Raw genomic sequence first — 14,652 nt, 5'->3', positions numbered from 1 at the left:
TGATCGAGTGATCGCGAACGGTCAAGGGAGTGGCCGGTGATGAGCGAAGGCGATCAAACGATCGGTCGCGGTCGTCCCGCGAGCGCTCGGGTCACGCCCTCCGCCCGCCCGGGTCTCAGGGGAGCAGCAGCCAGTCCGCGCCGACAGCGGCCACCAGACCCAGCCCGAGCAGCCAACTGCCGAGGCGGGTACGGCCGTTCCTGCTGAGCTCGATCACCAGACCGCACAGGATGAGCGCGAGCCCGTACACGCCGACGACCAGCACCGACGACCGGCTCGCGATCCGCAGGGCGAGGACCACGCCCATCGCGACCATGCCCACGGAGGAGAGGACGACCCGCAGTCGACGCGCCTGACGGGGCGTCAATGTCCGCGCGCTCTTCGCGCGGTCCTCATCCTCCGGGCTGTCCGCGACCTTCGGTCCCTCAGCGGCCTCCGGGCCGTCAGCGCCCTCCGCGCCCTCCACGGCTTCCGCACCCCGCGCCGCGCGCTCTTCCCGCGCCCCCTGCTTCTCCTGCCTCTCCTGCTCGTCCGTTCCCGCGTCGGGCCCCGCTCCCGTCCCCGCTTCCGGCTCCGCTCCGGCGGCCTCGGCTATCGGGGCTTCGGAGCCCCCGGTGCGGCCGGACGGCTCACCCTCGTGCCGGTCCTGGTGCTGGTCCCGGGCTTGATCCTGGTCAGAAGTGCTCATGGAGCCGGATCGTAATAGCTGTGCGGCACGCCGGTTTGCCGACCCGGTCCTCCGCCACCGCTCCCGCCCGCCGGCCGACACTGACGGCCCGGGCAATCCACCGCCGGTCCCGCCCGCCCCCCCACCATCGCCCGGGCATTCCAGCACCGGCCCGCCCGCCCGACGCGCTGCCGGCTACCCCAGCAACCGGGGCGCCTCGGCCTCCGCGTCCACCTTGGATCCCGTCTCCACCCGCCCGGCCAACTCCCGGGCCCAGGCGGCGAGTCCGTCGAGCTCGATGCCGTGCGGCCGGCCCTCGCCGTACGGGGCGAGCGCCCCCGCGCCCCGGCGCAGCAGCCGTGCGCCGCCCGCCGTGTTGCCGCGTGCGGCATGGGTCAGCCCCACCGCCAGTTGCGCGAGCCCCCGCCACAGCTCCCGCTCCTCGGGCGGCCCCGACTTCCAGGCGTCCTCGAACACCTCGTGGGCGTGGAACGGCTTCCCGGCGTCCAGCAGCCGCTGCGCCTCCTGGAGCGTCTCGTCCGGGGTGCGGACCACGCCCTCCGGCTGCCGCTCGACGCCGGGCGTCCCGTACGGCAGCGGGCGGCCCAGCCCGTCCCGGGGGCGCGCATTGCGCGCCCGGCCTTCGGCGTCCCGGTCCCTGCGCGTCTCGTTCACCAGGTGATTGTGCCCCGTACCTGCGGGGAATGCGCGGAACCCTGTCGGTGGGCACCCGCGCACGACTAGGCTCGACCGTCGTCACCGCACTGCCGTTTGGGGAAGAGTGGGCATGAAGCCGTCCCGGCCGTTGTACGAGCGTGAACCGGAACTCGCCATCGCCGCGAAGGCGGTGGATGCGCTGTGCGGAGCCCAGGCGGTCGGTGGGCTCCTGGTCTTCAGCGGAGAGGCGGGGATCGGCAAGACCGCGCTGCTCACCGAGATCCGGGCGATGGCGGCCGACCGCTGCACCATCTGGTCCGCCCGGGGCGGCGAGACCGTGACCTCCGTACCGTTCCACGTCGTACGGCAGTTGCTGCAGCCCGCACTCGACCAGTTCCCGCCCGACGAGACCCGGGCCCTGTTCGGCGACTGGTACGAGACCACCGCGCCGGCGCTCGGACTCGCCGAGCCCAGCGGTCCGCAGCCCGACCCGCAGGGTGTCCGCGACGGCCTCGACTTCGTCGTCGCCCGGCTCGCCTCCCGTCTCAGCCACCGGCCGTTACTGCTGCTGGTCGACGACGCCCACTGGGCGGACGGCGAATCCCTCTCCTGGCTGGCCTCGTTCACCGCCCGCCTCGGCGAACTCCCGCTGCTCGTCGTCCAGGCGTACCGGCCGCAGGAAATGGCCGAACGCAACGCGAGTTACGTCGCGGACCGCGAGGCCGAACGCGGTGTCGACGCCGGGAGCGCTATCACCCGGGTCGCCCTGCGGGCGCTGACCCCGGACGCCACCGCCGAACTGGCCCGCGCGGCCCTGGGCGAACACGCCGACGACCCGTTCTGCCGCGAGGTGTGGGCCGTCACCGGCGGCAACCCGTACGAGGCCGTCGAGCTGGTCGCCAAGGTCCAGGACCAGGAGCTGGCCCCGGTCGAGGAGTCGGCCGGGGAGCTGCGCGGACTGGGCGCCTCGGCCCGGGGCAAGGGACTCGTCGACCGGCTGGAGCGGCTCGGCACCAACGCCAACCGGTTCGCCTGGGCCGCCGCCGTCCTCGGCACCGACATCTCCCAGGAACTGGCCGCCACCCTCGCCGGCATGAGTCCGGCGGAGGCCGCCGACTGCACGGCCCGGCTGCGCGACGCCCGTATCGTCAGCGGCTTCGATCCGCTGGAGTTCGTCCACCCGCTGATCGCCACCGCCGTCTACCGCTCCATCCCGCCGGCCACCCGCACCGCGATGCACGGACGCGCCGCCTGGGCCATCACCCGGGCCGGTTACGGTGCCGCCGCGGCCTCCCGGCACCTGCTGGAGGTCCACCCGGACGACGACCAGGAACTGGTCGCCCAGCTCCGCGAGGCCGCGGGCCAGCACCTGGCGGTCGGCGCGCCCGAAGCGGCCAGCCGCTGCCTGGAACGCGCCCTGGAGGAGCCGCCGCGCCCCAAGGACCGCGCGGTCCTGCTGTACGAACTCGGCTGCGCCACCCTGCTCAGCTCCCCGCCCACCACCGTGCAGCATCTGCGGGCGGCCCTGGACATGCCGGGACTGGACGACGGCCTGCGGGTCGACGCCACGTTCCGGCTCGCCGCCGCGCTCGCCCACAACAACCAGCTCAAGGACGCGGCGCTGTCGCTGGCCGCCGAGGCGGCCCGGACGGCGCCGGGACCCGGCCTGATGCGGTTGCAGGCCGCGCACTTCATGTGGGAGGGCATGCAGGCCACCGAGGACGACGGGCCCGCCCGCTCCCGCCGTCTCACCCGCAACGCCGACCACCTCAAGGGCCGCGACAACGCGGAGCGGGCGCTGCTCACCCTGCGGGCCTTCGACGCCATGCTGCGCGGCGAGAACGCCCAGCTCATCGTCGACCTGTGCGAACGCGCCCTGATCGACGGCAGCCCCGCCCGCGGCCTCGGCTGGACCGACTCCGAGTGGGGCTTCGAACTCCCCACGATGGTCGGCATCACCTACACCTTCACCGACCAGCTGGACCGGGCCGAGAGCCTCTTCGGCGAAGCGGTGCGGGCCTTCGAGATCTCCGGCTGGAGCGGGGCCCACCTGGCGTTCGCCCACACCCTGCTCGGCATGGTCCACCGCCGGCGCGGCCGTCTCGCGGAGGCCGAGGGCTTCCTGCGCGAAGGGCTCCGGCTCGCCGACCGCGTCGGCTCCGGTCTGCCCGTCCACTGGGACGCCGCGTGCCTGCTCATCGACACCCTGCTGGCCCGCGGCCGCACCGCAGAGGCCCGCGTGATCGCCGACCGCTACGACTTCGGCCCGCCCTACCCCAGCGCCATGGTGCTGCCGGACGGCCCGTGCGTCCGCGGCCGCCTGCTGCTGGCCGAAGGCCGTAAGGAGGAAGCGATCGCGGAACTCGAAGCGGCGGGCGCCGGCCTGGAGGCCCGCGAACGGTTCAACGGCATCTGGGCGCCCTGGGCCGGCGACCTGGCACGAGCCCTGGCCGACACCGACCCGGGCCGTGCGGCGCACCTCGCGGCCCGCGCCCGGGTGCACGCCGAGCGGTTCGGCACGGACACCGCCATCGGCGAAGCCCTGCGCTGCGTCTCCCTCTTCGCCCCGCCCGAGGAGGCACAGCAAGTGCTCGCCGACGCGGTGCGCCACCTGGAGAAGTCCTCCTCCGCCTACGAGCACGCGCTCGCCCGCGTCGACTACGGCATCGCGACCGGCTCCCACCGGGAACTGGCCCGGGCCCAGAAGCAGGCGATGGCCTGCGGAGCCGAGGGCCTGGCGGCCCGCGCCCAGCAGGCACGGACGTCGATCCGGTCCTCCGAGTGAGGTAATGTTTGTCCTGCGCGGCCGCCCTGGGCAACCAGGCGGAATCGCATCGGGACGTGGCGCAGCTTGGTAGCGCACTTGACTGGGGGTCAAGGGGTCGCAGGTTCAAATCCTGTCGTCCCGACTGGAGACAGTCGCAGATGAGGGCCGGTTTCGGAGACATCCGAAACCGGCCCTCGCTCTTTGCCGGAATCCTCGCCGGGATCAACGCCCCCGATGCGGCCGCTCCTGCCCCGCCTCCTCGCGAAGGGCCCGCACGAGAGCGGTGACATGGGGCCGGTCGCCGCGGCCGGTCGCGGCGACGCCGATGTGCCGGACGGGCCCCGGCGGCTGGATCGGGACGGTGCGCAGGCCGGGGATCTCCGGGGCGAGCGCGACCGAGGGGATCAGGGAGATCCCCACGCCCGCGGCGACGAGCGAGCGGGCGAAGAAGTAGTCGGTGGTGGTGCCGCGCACGTCCGGATCGAAACCGGCGCGCCCGGCGTAACGGCGTAGGTACGCCTCGGTCTTCAGGCAGCCGAGCACCCAGGGCTCGGCCGCCAGCTCGGCGAGGTCGAGCGCGTCGCGGCCGGCGAGCCGGTGCCCGTGCGGCAGGACGACGTACAGGGGGTCTTCCAGGAGCGGGGTCCACTCCAGGCCGGAGCTGTGGCCGGGGCCGAGGGGCAGCGGCCCGTCGAAGTGGTAGGCGAGCGCGAGATCCACGGCGCCCTGGCGGACCAGCGGGAGAGTGTCCTCGGGCTCGCCCTCCCGGACGTGGAGCACGGTGCGGGGATGGACGGCTGTGTGCCGGGCCAGGGCGCCGGGCAGCAGGAGCCTGCCGCCGCTGGTGAAGGTGGCGACGGTGAGCTGGACGCGGCCGGTGCTGAGCCGGTCGACCTGCTGCTTCGCGTGTTCGATTTCGGCGGTGACGGATTCGGCGGCGCCCACCATGATCCGGCCGGCCGGGGTGAGGGTGACGCCACGGGTGCTGCGGTCGACGACCTGCGCGCCGAGGCTGCGCTCCAGCAAGGCCACATGCTGGGAGACGGCCGAGGGGGTGAGGCGGAGGGCCGTGGCCGCCCGGTTGAAGCTGCCGTGCTCCGCCACCGCACGCAGGACGCGGAGCCGCTGCACATCAATCAACAGTTTTCCTTCATACGTATCCAGTAAGTCGGCACTTCTGCTGCTCACCGTAGGCGTCGAGGATGCGGGCATGCAAAGAATCTGCGTCATCGGCGGAAGCCGGTACTTCGGAAAGCTCCTGGTGAAGCGCCTGCACGCGGCGGGCCATCAGGTCACCGTGATCAACCGCGGTTCCACCCGGCCGCCCGCCGGGGTCGACCACCTCGTCGTCGACCGCGACGACGAGGCCGCCCTCACGGCCGCACTCGGTTCCCGCACCTTCGACGCGGTGGTCGATCAGGTCTGCTACACCCCCGTGCAGGCCGCGGTGGCCGCCCGCGCCTTCGCCGGCCGCACCCGGCGCTACGTCATGACGTCCACGATCGAGGTCTACGACCCGGCGACCGCCGCGCTCCCGACCGTGCCGGCGGGCACACCCGTACCGGAGGAGACCGTGGACCCGGCCACCTGGCTGGTGGCCCTGGACCTGCCCTGGCACGACGACGCGTACCTGGAGGCGCACTACGCCGAGGGCAAGCGCCAGGCGGAGGCCGTCCTCACCCGCGCGGGCGGCTTCGCGTTCGCCTCGGTGCGCAGCGCCCATGTGCTCGGCGGCGCGGACGAATTCACCGGCCGGCTCGCGCACTACACCGAGCGGATCGCCCGGGGCGAAGAGGTCACCGTGCACGCGAAGGCGCTGCCCACGGTCTTCATCCACCACGAGGAGCTGGCGGACCTGCTGCTGTGGGCGGCCACCGCCGGCTTCACCGGTCCGGTCAACGCCTGCTCCGACGACCCGCTCGACGTGCACGGCCTCGCCGCGCTCGTCGCCGTACAGGCCCGGCGGGAGCCCGTCCTGCGGACCGTGGAGGCGGGGGAGGCGGGTTCGCCGTTCTCCTTCGACCGCCACTACGCCATGAGCAACGCCCGCGCGAAGGAGTTGGGCTTCGCCTTCTCCCGCACCACCGAGTGGCTGCCCGCCGCGGTCGCCGAAGCCCTGACCCGCGAGCCGTCCTCCACGACTGATCCTTCCCTGGCCACTGAGCCGTCCTCCACCACCGAGCCTTCCCCGGCCACCGAGCCGTCCCGCACCGCCTGAGGAAGAGAGGCCGTCATGCAGCACCGCACCATCGCGGGCGCCACCGTCAGCGCCATCGGCCTGGGGGCCATGCCGCTGTCCATCGAGCACCGCCCGGACGAGGCGCGGGCCGTCGCCACCGTCCACGCCGCCCTCGACGCGGGCGTCACGCTCATCGACACCGCCGACAGCTACCACTGGCACGCCGGTGAGGCCGGCCACAACGAGCTGCTGATCGCCCGCGCCCTCGCCCGCTACGGCGGCGACACCTCCGGCGTCCTGGTGGCCACCAAGGGCGGCCGGGGCCGTCCCGGCGACGGCACCTGGACCGTCACCGCCACCCCCGACCACCTCAAGCGCGCCGCCGAGGCGTCCGCCGGGCGTCTGGGCGGCGACGCGATCGGCCTGTACCAGCTGCACAAGCCGGACCCGGCCGTGCCCTGGGCGGAGTCGGTCGGCGCGCTGCGCGAGCTGCTCGACGCCGGCACGATCCGCGCCGCCGGGATCTCCAACGTCACCGCCGGCCAGATCCGCGAGGCGTACGCGATCCTCGGCGACGGACTCGTCTCCGTACAGAACCGGTACTCGCCCGCGGTGCGCGACAGCGAGCCCGAGCTACGGCTCTGCGCACGGCTCGGCCTGGCCTTTCTGCCCTGGAGCCCCCTGGGCGGCATCTCGCGCAGCTCGCTCGACGGCCCCTCCGGCCCGACCTCGACGGGCACCGCCTTCCACCGTGTCGCGGAAGACCACGGCGTCAGTCCGCAGCGGATCGCCCTGGCCTGGCTGCTCGCCCGGTCCCCGGCGGTGATCCCGCTGCCGGGAGCCGGCCGCCCGGCCTCCATCACCGACTCGGCCCGGGCCGCGGACCTCACGCTCAGTGCGGCGGAGCTGACGCGGCTTGAGGAATTCCTGCCGGGCTGACGCGGCTTGAGGAACCGTACCGGGCTGAGGCCGTTCCGCTCAGGCGTCGGCCGGCCGGGGCATGGCCGAGAGATAGTCGCCGAAGCCGCCTCGGGCGCGGGCCTGGAGCCTGGGCGAGGTGAGGACCGGGCAGCGGGCGGTCCGCAGTACGCGGTGGCCCCGGCGTTCGAGTGCCTGGACCAGGGCGCGGTCCTCGCCGGTGGCGAGTGCGGGGAAGCCGCCGACGTCCCGGTAGGCGGCGGCGCTGACGCCCAGGTTGGCGCCGTGGACGTGGGGGTGGGCCCAGGGCGTCTCTCCCGGCGGCCGGGTGGCCTCGTACAGGATCCGGTGGCGGGTGGCCAGCGGCGAGGGCGGCAGCACGACGGTGCCGACGACGGCCTGCCAGCCTTCCCGGGCCCTGGCCAGATGGTGCGTCAGCCAGTCGGGCGGGACCACGCTGTCGGCGTCGGTCGTGGCGATCCAGGTGAGGGGCGTCGGCGCGGTGAGCAGCGCCAGGGCGTGGCTGACGCCGAGGGCCCGGGCCCGGCCGGGGTTGCGGCAGCCGGTGCTGACGACGAGCGCCCCGGCGTTCCGGGCGATGGCGGCCGTGCGGTCCCGGCAGTCGTCCGCCACCACCACGGTCAGGACCCGCGTCGCGGCGAGGCCGGGGTGGCGGGCCGCCCGGGCGACGGCGGCGAGTGCGGCCGGCAGCGACGACTCCTCGTCGTGGGCGGGGACGACCACGGCGACGGCCTCGGCGCTCACACCAGCCCTTCCCGTGCGGCGACCCCGGCGGGCCCGTGCCCGTCCGCCGCGGCCCGCTGGTGCACCTGGAGGACGAAGTCCTCCTCACGGTGGTCGGCGAGCAGGACGAGACCGGGCCGGGCGGCGACACGGCGTGCGACGCCCGCGCCGGTGGTCAGATGCTCGGCCACCGGATGGTTCCAGTGGACGGTGACCAGCGTGCCTCCCGGTTCCAGCGACGACACCGTACGCCGCAGCACCGCGTCGAGTGCCGTCTCGTCGAGGTAGTAGAGCAGTTCGGACAGCACGACCAGGTCGAAGGAGCCCTCGGGCCACTCCTCCGGCAGCAGCATGCGGCGCACCGAGACGTGCGGGAGGCCGGCGGTGCGCCGCCGTGCGGTCTCGACGGCCGAATCCACCCGGTCGCACGCCAGCACGGAGTCGCAGCGGCCGGCCAGCCGGCGGGTCAGTTCGCCGACCGAGCAGCCGGGCTCGAACGCCCGGCGGTAGCGGGGCAGCGGCAGAGCGGCGACGGTCAGGTCGTACTTGCGGCGCTCGTACCACCGCTCCGCCAGGCTCCACGGGTCCTCCGCGGTGCGGTACATGTCGTCGAAGTACGCGGCGGGCGTGCGGGGACGGCTCACGTGAAGACCACCTCCCAGCCGCGCAGATGGTGCGTCAGCTCTTCCGGAGGCAGTACGGCGGTGTCCTCCGGGGCGGAGCCCAGCGGCTGTATCTGCGTGACGAACCGGCTGAGGGCGGCGCGCTTGAGGGCCTGCGCGGCGGCGGGCAGGACGATCCGGGCGGCCCGGTCCCAGGGGACCCGGCTGTCGCCCGGCTCGGCCCAGTGCCACATCCAGACCGGGTACAGCGCGCAGGGCACGCCCGCCGCCCGCGACGCGGCCGACGCGGCCCGCCCGGCCGCCTCGTGATCGCTGTGCACGTCCTGGGTCCACGGCGCGAGACAGAGCGCGGCGCCGGGCAGCAGGGCGGCCAGTTCGCGGGCGAGCTTCTCCTCGTGGTCGCCCACTCCCGTGTCCGGCAGCCTCAGCCGTACGATCTCGGCCTCCGCCATCCCCAGCTCGGCCAGCGCCTCCTCCAGCTCCCGGGCCCGCAGCTCGGCGAGCTGCCCCGGGGTGAGCACGGCGGAGCCGGGGTGGGACCCCTCGCCATCGGTGACCGACACCACGGTCACGGTGAGACCGGCCGCGACCAGGCGGGCGATGGTCCCTCCCGCGCCCAGCACCTCGTCGTCGGGGTGGGCGGACACGACGACCACGCGCCCGGCTTCCGGGAGCCGGTACTCCGGGAGCCGGTCCCAGCCCCGCCACACGCGCCAGAGCGCCTCATCGGTGCCCGGAGCCTGGATGGCGTCGGCGTGGCCCTCGGGGCCGTCGCTCCGTACGGTGCTCATCGGCCGTCCCCGGAGCCACGGGCGACCATCTCGCCCAGGGCCGCCAGATCGCGTTCCGCATGGTGCTGGCGTACGTAGACGGTGAGGTCGGCGGCGGCCCGGGCGTGCCGCTCGTCGTGGCACAGCGGCCCCGCGCCGGTCGCACGGCCCACGTGGTCCAGCACCTCGGCGCACACCTGAGCCACCAGCGCCCGCGCCCGCAGCGCCCGCAGCGCCGCCGTCCCGGCCTTGTCGAGCGGATCGAGGTCGATCTCCTCGGCGGCACGGCGCAGCACCGCCCCGGCCGTGTACAGCCGCAGGTCCACCGCCCCGGCGTGGGCATCGGTGAACGGGTCGGCGCGCTGCTCCGCCCGGGTGAACAGCACCCGTGCCACCGCCTGCGCCCCGCCGTACCAGCAGGCGGCCACACCGACTCCGCCGTGGTGGAATCCGGGCCGGCGCAGGTATGCCTCCACACCGCCGACCTCGGTGGCGGGGACGTCGGTGAAGCGGACGTCGGGGCTGTCGCTGCCGGCCATGCCGATCGCCTGCCAGGTGCCGGCCACCGGCCGGCACCCCGGGCCGGGCGCACCGGACTCCGTGCCGCTCCCGGCACCGGGCACGCCCGTGCGGACGGCGAAGAGCCGCCGCCCGTCCCGCGCCGTGGCGGTGACCAGGGCGTGGGTGCACGTGTGCGCCCCGGAGCAGTACTTCTTGAGACCGTTGAGCACCCAGCCGTCCGGGCCGTACGTCGCGGTCAGCCCCGAGCCCGGCGGTTCGGCGGCCCACACGCCCCAGTACTGTCCGGGCGTCGCCGGATCGCCGTCCAGTTCGGCCAGGATGGCCACGGCGTCGAGGTGGCCTTCCGCCAGCCGGGCGGCGCACAGGTCTTCCGCCGCCACCGCGGACAGCGCCTCGAAGCGGGCGGCGGTGCGCCCGCCGCCCGGCAACGGCGCTTCGGCGACGCCCGCCGCCACGGCGTCGACGAAGCGGACGAACCGTTCCGCCGCGCGGCGGACGGCACCGGCCCTCGCACCGGCCTCCGCACTGGTCTCCGTACCGGTCTCGGTATCGGTTTCCGTGCCCTTCTCCGTGCTTTCACCGGCCGCCGGTACGTGACCGCCGCCGAAGGGTCCGGCGCTCGTCGGCGGAGAGATCGCGTCATGCATCGGCGGCACTCCTTGCTCCGTTGCTCGTGGGCCATGGATCGGCCGGGGGCGCCACCGCCCCTCGAAGGACCAGGGGCCGAAGGCGCCTTTCCACGATCACCTGTTCCACCGGCCCGCGCTTCTCGGTGCCCCTGGATCACGGCGCTACACCTGATCGCCGCGAGGGGCCGCGCGCCCGCGACGCCAGGCCGTCAGGCCGTCAGGCCGCGCGAGCGTCGTCGACGGTGGGGTAGATGCGAAGGAAGGTGTCGGCGCCGATGACGTGGAGCAGGCGTTCCACCGAGGTGGAGGGGGCGGCTATGCGCAGATCGGCGCGGTGGTGGGTCGCGATGATCAACCGGAGGAACATGGAATCGGCGAAGGTGATGCCGCCGGCGTCGAGGATCACACCGGGGTGCAGGGTGAGGGCCGCGTCGATCTCGGCTTCGAGGGGCGGGAGGGAATCCAGGTCGAACGCACCGTGGGGCGTGATCACGGGCAGGGGTGCTGAGCTGGACGTTCTGTGCTCGGAAGTCGGCATGAGCGTGATTATCACCCGGGGCGGCGGCACGCTGAAGACCGGGTCGGTGGCGCGTGAGCGCGTACCTCGGGAGGTCGGCGGGGAGTACCCCGGGCGGTCAGCCGCACGTATCCCGGACGGTCGGCGGCGTACCCCGACGTTCCGTGGCGTACCTCTGACGTTCCGTGGTGCGTACCCCCTGAACGGCCCGTGGCACGTACCCCTGAGCGGCCCGTGGCACGTACCCCTGACCGTCAGCCGCGCGACCTCTGACGGTCAGGACGGCGGGGGTACGCGCAGGGCGAGCAGGGCGACGTCGTCGCTGGCCCAGCCGTCGTGGTGGTCGGCGAGGGCTCCGCCGACGCCCTTCACCGTCGCTTCGGCGTCCAGTCCGTCCGTACGGGCCAGGGCGGCGGCGAGCTCGGCGTCCCCGAACACCGGCTGCTCCTGCCCTGAGGGCGTCCCGGGGCGGGGGCGCGCTTCGCAGGCGCCGTCGGTGTAGAGGAGCAGCAGATCGCCGGGGGCCAGCCGGAAGCGGACGTCGACGAGCCGGACCTGGTCCACGACCCCGAGAAGGGTCCCGGGCGTGCCGACCTGGTGCACGCGCCCATCGGCCCGGCGGACGAGGGCCGGCGGGTGCCCGGCGAGGCTGACGCGGCCCGCGAGACCGCCGGGGGTGAGGCGGAAGGCGGTGTAGACGGCCGTCAGGAACCGGGGCGCGCGCTGAGCGAGCATGGCGGTGTTCAGCTCGTCCAGGAGCGCGGCCGGTGACAGGATCTGCGAGGCGTTGGCCCGTACGGTGTAACGGGCCATGGCGGTGACCTTGGCCGCTTCGACGCCCTTGCCGCACACGTCTCCGAGCACGGCGGCGTAGGAGGACCCGCGGGTGGCGAAGAGGTCGTAGAAGTCGCCGCCGACCTCGACCCCGCTGCTGCCGCTGGCCGACGCCGGAAGGTAGGACGCGGCCACCTCCAGGCCGGGGATCGGGTGGAGGGACGGGGGGAGCAGGCCCTGCTGAAGGGAGTGGGCGAGATCGGCGGAGAGGCGGTGGGCCTGCCGGGCCGCCTCCAGCGACTGGCGCAGGTGGATTTCGGCGGACACCGAGCGGGCCAGGGTCTCCAGCGTCGTGAGGTCCTCGTGCGACCAGGTGCGAGGGGCGTCGTCGATGACGCAGAAACTCCCCAGCACCTCGCCGCCGGGCGCCAGCAGCGGGAAACCGGCCCAGGCGCCGATGTTCATCGGCCCGACCGAAGGGTGCTCGCGGGTCCGTGGGTCGGTGGCCGCGTCGTTCACGATGAACGGGTCGCCGGCCAGGCCGACCAGGAAGTAGCAGAAACTCTCGTGCACGGGGTTCTGGCGGCCGGCGACCTCGGTGACGTCCACGCCGACGCACGACTTCCAGAACGAACGGTGCTCATCGACCAGGGTCACGAACGCCCGGCCCGAGCCGGTGACCCGCGCCGCCAGCGAGGCGAGGTCCTCGAAGACCTCCTCCGGGCCGGTGTCCAGCAGCCCGGTCGCGGTCACCGCCGCCAGGCGCGCCGGGTCCGACAGGGCAGCCGGAAGCCCGTCCGCGCGCACACCCGCGCCGAAAGCCGGATCAACCGTCACAGGACTGCCTTCTTTCCCACGCCATCGGTTACCAGGAAACCACGCTCCTCCGCACCCCTGCCGTTCCCCGCCGCCACCGATCCCGCCCGGGCTGTCCGGCGGGCCGCCCGACCCCGCTGTCCTGTGCTCGACATCACGCGCGGACCGCGCAGGCGGAGGGTACGAGGAGAGCACGAGGAGGGTCCGGGGAGGTCTTGGGAGGAGCGGTGAAGTTCCTTCGGCCGAGGCAGGCGTGACCTGCGTCGGCCCGGGTACACGCAGCAGCACGCCTGCGGGGCTCCGCAGCAGCGTATGGGGCAGGGGAAGGATCGGCATGTCGATATCCACGGAAGCCACGACCACGGTCGCGAGTTCCACCACGGCGCCGGCGGGACTTCCGCAGATCGACGATCCCCGGAAGGTCGCTCCGAAGGACGCCCGGGCGCTGGGCGCGCTGTTCTTCGAGCAGTTGCAGATCCTCGAAGAGGGCACCCACGAGTACCAGTACGCGCGCAACACGCTGATCGAGATGAACCTCTCGCTGGTGCAGTTCGCCGCGAAGCGGTTCCGCAACCGCGGCAACGGCGAGATGGAGGACATCGTCCAGGTCGGCACCATCGGCCTCATCAAGGCGATCGACCGCTTCGAGCTGTCGCGCGAGGTCGAGTTCACCTCGTTCGCGATTCCCTACATCGTCGGTGAGATCAAGCGCTTCTTCCGCGACTCCACCTGGGCGGTCCATGTGCCGCGCCGCCTCCAGGAGCTGCGGGTCACCCTGGCCCGGGCCAAGGAGGACCTGGCGGGCAAGCTGGACCGGGACGCCACCGTCGCCGAACTGGCCGGGCATCTGGGGCTGAGCGAGGAAGAGGTCATCGAGGGCCTGGTCGCCTCCAACGGCTACAACACCGATTCCCTCGACGTGCCCCTCGGCGGCAACGGGCACAACAGCGCCGACACCACGACCTACGCCGACATCACGGGCGACTGCGATCCCGGCATGGAACGTGTCGAGAACCTCCACGCCCTGGCCCCGCTGATGGAGAACCTGGGGGCCCGGGACCGGGAGATCGTCCAGATGCGCTTCGGCCAGGAGATGACCCAGGCCCAGATCGGGGAGCACCTCGGCATCTCCCAGATGCACGTCTCCCGGCTCCTCACCCGCCTCCTCGCCAAGCTCCGCGAAGGCATGCTCACCCAGACCTGAGCCGATGACCGCGGAACGCGGGACGGGTTGCGGGGGAGGGGTGAGGGGAACGCGGGACGGACAGTGCCGTATGGCGGCCGAGCCTGCTTGATCTTCATACTTTCAGGGCCCTGCCGGGACGGACTCATCCGTCCCGGCAGGGCCCTGAAAGATGGCGATGGCCGGCGTCCACCCGAACCTGGGCGGCCCGCCCGCCCGGCCTCCCCTGCGTCCGGTCGGCCGGCGCACCCGGCAGGTCGCCCCTGTCACTGCCAGGACGCCTGTCCGGCCGGATCACCGTGCAGGTCGTCGAGCAGGGAAACCTGTACGCGGACGCGCTTGCCCACCGGCTCGCGACGCACCTCGAAGCTCTGGCAGACCATGAGGACGATCTCCAGACCGTGCTGGCCCATGCGCGTCGGGTCGGCCTGCGCGGCGGCGGGCAGCATGGAGCCCGAGTCCCACATGGTGATGCTCAGCAGGTCATCGTTCACTTCGAGGTCCAGCAGACACGGGCCGGGCGCGTACTTGCAGACGTTCGTGGCCAGCTCGCTCACCACCAGCTGTGCGACATCCAGCGCCCGGAGGGACACGCGCACACCGTGCACGGACTGCGCGTCCGCAAGGAACTCCCGGACGAACTCCCGGGCACGCGCGATCTCTCCCGAACCCATGTCGTAAGCGGCACTGGCCTGCACGGTGCCCGCGCCGGCCTCCTGCCCGTCCTGCTCGGCCTCGCCAAACGCCATCAGCTGCTCCATGACACATCCCCCAGATCAAGCTGCGCCGTGCAGCTGTCGCGTCTCCCGTCTACCCCCAGCAACACTTTTCAGACCTGCCGGTGCGAAAAGGCGAGGAGGGCGGGCGAGGAAGGCGACTGGGGGAG

Annotated in this window: 14 protein-coding genes and 1 tRNA gene; 5 read left to right on the top strand and 10 right to left on the bottom strand. The window is 73.5% G+C overall.

Annotated elements, in window-relative coordinates; translation table 11 throughout:
• Positions 1–115: 115 nt before the first annotated feature.
• On the bottom strand, positions 116–688 hold the full coding sequence (locus ACLJPL_RS09280; protein WP_411080261.1) for a hypothetical protein: 573 nt from the start codon (positions 686–688) through the stop codon (positions 116–118).
• A gap of 174 nt (positions 689–862) precedes the next feature.
• A complete protein-coding gene (locus tag ACLJPL_RS09275; RefSeq protein ID WP_411080260.1) occupies positions 863–1,342 on the bottom strand; it encodes a DUF309 domain-containing protein in 480 nt (159 codons plus the stop codon).
• Positions 1,343–1,454: 112 nt separating this feature from the next.
• Here ACLJPL_RS09275 and ACLJPL_RS09270 point away from each other — a divergent pair, with 112 nt between their 5' ends.
• Positions 1,455–4,109 (top strand): ATP-binding protein, encoded by a 2,655-nt coding sequence (locus ACLJPL_RS09270; RefSeq protein ID WP_411080259.1) that lies wholly within the window; start codon positions 1,455–1,457, stop codon positions 4,107–4,109.
• Positions 4,110–4,159: 50 nt separating this feature from the next.
• Positions 4,160–4,233, top strand: a tRNA-Pro gene (locus ACLJPL_RS09265).
• A gap of 80 nt (positions 4,234–4,313) precedes the next feature.
• Here ACLJPL_RS09265 and ACLJPL_RS09260 read toward each other — a convergent pair.
• Positions 4,314–5,231 carry a LysR family transcriptional regulator gene (locus ACLJPL_RS09260; RefSeq protein ID WP_411080258.1) on the bottom strand — a complete coding sequence of 306 codons (918 nt, stop codon included), beginning with the start codon at positions 5,229–5,231 and terminating at the stop codon, positions 4,314–4,316.
• A 70-nt stretch (positions 5,232–5,301) separates the two neighbouring features.
• On the opposite strand from ACLJPL_RS09260, the gene ACLJPL_RS09255 reads away from it, so the two are divergent.
• Positions 5,302–6,309, top strand: a complete 1,008-nt coding sequence (locus ACLJPL_RS09255; protein WP_411080257.1) for an NAD-dependent epimerase/dehydratase family protein — start codon at positions 5,302–5,304, stop codon at positions 6,307–6,309.
• 15 nt (positions 6,310–6,324) lie between these two features.
• Positions 6,325–7,209, top strand: a complete 885-nt coding sequence (locus ACLJPL_RS09250; RefSeq protein ID WP_411080256.1) for an aldo/keto reductase — start codon at positions 6,325–6,327, stop codon at positions 7,207–7,209.
• Between the two features lie 39 nt (positions 7,210–7,248).
• Here the strand turns inward: ACLJPL_RS09250 and ACLJPL_RS09245 are convergent, their stop codons facing one another.
• The 6 genes from ACLJPL_RS09245 to ACLJPL_RS09220 all read right to left on the bottom strand — a co-directional run bounded on the left by ACLJPL_RS09245 (position 7,249) and on the right by ACLJPL_RS09220 (position 12,604).
• The gene (locus tag ACLJPL_RS09245) at positions 7,249–7,953 is read right to left on the bottom strand and encodes a glycosyltransferase (protein WP_411080255.1); all 705 of its coding nucleotides are present in this window, start codon (positions 7,951–7,953) and stop codon (positions 7,249–7,251) included.
• Positions 7,950–8,537, bottom strand: coding sequence for a class I SAM-dependent methyltransferase (locus tag ACLJPL_RS09240; protein WP_411080530.1), 588 nt, complete (start codon positions 8,535–8,537; stop codon positions 7,950–7,952). Before ACLJPL_RS09240 ends, ACLJPL_RS09245 begins: the two co-directional genes overlap by 4 nt.
• 35 nt (positions 8,538–8,572) lie before the next feature.
• Positions 8,573–9,346, bottom strand: a complete 774-nt coding sequence (locus ACLJPL_RS09235; protein WP_411080254.1) for a PIG-L deacetylase family protein — start codon at positions 9,344–9,346, stop codon at positions 8,573–8,575.
• Complete coding sequence (locus tag ACLJPL_RS09230; protein ID WP_411080253.1) at positions 9,343–10,494, bottom strand: acyl-CoA dehydrogenase; 1,152 nt, start codon at positions 10,492–10,494, stop codon at positions 9,343–9,345. The genes ACLJPL_RS09235 and ACLJPL_RS09230 overlap by 4 nt, the downstream gene beginning before the upstream one ends.
• A gap of 199 nt (positions 10,495–10,693) precedes the next feature.
• The gene (locus ACLJPL_RS09225; protein ID WP_411080252.1) at positions 10,694–11,014 is read right to left on the bottom strand and encodes an STAS domain-containing protein; all 321 of its coding nucleotides are present in this window, start codon (positions 11,012–11,014) and stop codon (positions 10,694–10,696) included.
• A 255-nt stretch (positions 11,015–11,269) separates the two neighbouring features.
• Positions 11,270–12,604, bottom strand: a complete 1,335-nt coding sequence (locus ACLJPL_RS09220) for a PP2C family protein-serine/threonine phosphatase (protein ID WP_411080251.1) — start codon at positions 12,602–12,604, stop codon at positions 11,270–11,272.
• 313 nt (positions 12,605–12,917) lie between these two features.
• Here ACLJPL_RS09220 and ACLJPL_RS09215 point away from each other — a divergent pair, with 313 nt between their 5' ends.
• Positions 12,918–13,787 carry an RNA polymerase sigma factor SigF gene (locus tag ACLJPL_RS09215; RefSeq protein WP_411080250.1) on the top strand — a complete coding sequence of 290 codons (870 nt, stop codon included), beginning with the start codon at positions 12,918–12,920 and terminating at the stop codon, positions 13,785–13,787.
• A gap of 245 nt (positions 13,788–14,032) precedes the next feature.
• Here the strand turns inward: ACLJPL_RS09215 and ACLJPL_RS09210 are convergent, their stop codons facing one another.
• A complete protein-coding gene (locus tag ACLJPL_RS09210) occupies positions 14,033–14,527 on the bottom strand; it encodes an ATP-binding protein (protein ID WP_411080249.1) in 495 nt (164 codons plus the stop codon).
• Positions 14,528–14,652 lie beyond the last annotated feature (125 nt).

This window comes from Streptomyces sp. cmx-18-6 (genome assembly GCF_046548915.1).
GTDB lineage: Bacteria > Actinomycetota > Actinomycetes > Streptomycetales > Streptomycetaceae > Streptomyces.
This window is presented reverse-complemented; position numbering and strand designations above follow the sequence as displayed.